Raw genomic sequence first — 1,526 nt, 5'->3', positions numbered from 1 at the left:
TGCGTGCTCAGCAACAGGTGAAAACGACGGCCCGCACCGTCCGTCACCCCCGTCACCGCGCCCGCCACGTCACCCTCTGCCACCCGGTGGAAAGTCATCGTCCGACCAAAGCCATCCACCACGCCCGTCAGTACCCGGTATGCGGGTGGCTCCGGCGGCAGCACCTCGTCCACTTCCGGCACCCGCTCCGGCCAGCCGAGCACCAGCCACTGCCCGGTTGTGCTGACAGCCATCATATAGGTGTGTGGACTCAGGCGGACCGCTTCCGGCAGCGCCCGCCAGAACCGCGCAAGCGGGTGTCCTTTATGCTGTTTCAGCACCCCGCCCCGCGCCAGCCAGAACGACTCGCTGCGGCTGTAGCTTATCTCGCCGGGAAACAGGGGTTCAAAGTGGATGCTCCGGCCACCGCTGTCGTTAAGTATCAGTTCACGCTCACAAATCTGTAAGCGGATGTCGGAGGGGGCTTTCCAGCCGGGGCCGAATATCCCCACCGGGGCTGGCGTCTTCGTCCGGTAACTGCTGTAGGCGCGGAAAAGGATGAACGGCAACGGGCCGGATAGTGCCAGGTCGGTTTCAGCAGGCAGTACCTTCGCTCCCAGCAGCGGGTTTACCGGATTGCCATATTTCGGCGTGGCTTCCCCTGTGGGACACACCGAGCAGGCAACCCCCGTCGGCGCACCTATCAGCACCCCTGCTGAACCCTGCACAATATCCAGTCCCTTGCGGGTCATGTCACCCTGCCGCGCCGCCGGTTTTCCGCCCATGAATCAATTCCTTCTGCTTTTAATATGGTTCATCTGGCCACTGCACCAGTTCCGTTTTAATTTTTTGCACCTGACTCAAAATTGCCGCATATCCGGCATTCCGGGGGGTAAATCTTTCGGCACAGGCGCATCCGGCACAGGTTGTGTGGCACCACAGTTCCAGTTAATCACCGGCGCATCACCGTTCACATCCGACTCCCCTTCCAGATGAATGTGCGTACCATTAAGAAATATGCTTCCGTCCTTCGTCAGCACCAGCCTTGCCTTACCACAGCAGAGTTCAAGATGCTCACCGGCAGAATAAACTGCTGTTTGTCCGGTGTTTTCCTTCATCGTCTTGCCCACCGAGAAGGTGACGTTATTCCCTACATTGACGCTGTAGCCCATTCCCACCATCAGTGATTTATGCAGCCCTACCTGTGAGGACTGCAACAACGCCACCGAGGTATTCATAATGCCGCCTACCGTCGTCTGGTAAGCCACGCCCACCGTCAGCGCACGAATGATCCCCACCTTTTCAACCTGGTTTGATCCCACTTTGATAATCTGGTTACTGCCCACCGTTTCCACCTGGTTGACACCAACCGTCTGTATCTGATTAACGCCAATGTTCTGGATCTGGTTATTGGTAACGGTGATCGCCTGGTTGTTACCTATTTTTTCGGCATGGTTGTTTATCACATCAGTGGTGCGGTTATTCAGCACCTCGGTGTTCATGTTCTTCTGCGCGTGGATGTAGACCTGTTCTTTCCCTGTCGCATC

At 57.3% G+C, this 1,526-nt stretch carries 2 protein-coding genes; both read right to left on the bottom strand.

Annotation, left to right across the window (positions count from 1 at the left end; translation table 11 throughout):
- Positions 1-764: DUF6531 domain-containing protein (locus BGE37_RS24690; RefSeq protein WP_105288547.1), on the bottom strand; the 764-nt coding region annotated here is incomplete at its 3' end.
- A 75-nt stretch (positions 765-839) separates the two neighbouring features.
- On the bottom strand, positions 840-1,526 hold a 687-nt coding region (locus tag BGE37_RS24685), incomplete at its 5' end, for a bacteriophage T4 gp5 trimerisation domain-containing protein (RefSeq protein WP_077502255.1).

The sequence above is a fragment of the Escherichia sp. MOD1-EC6300 genome (genome assembly GCF_002965045.1).
Taxonomy (GTDB): Bacteria; Pseudomonadota; Gammaproteobacteria; order Enterobacterales; family Enterobacteriaceae; genus Escherichia; species Escherichia coli_F.
This window is presented reverse-complemented; position numbering and strand designations above follow the sequence as displayed.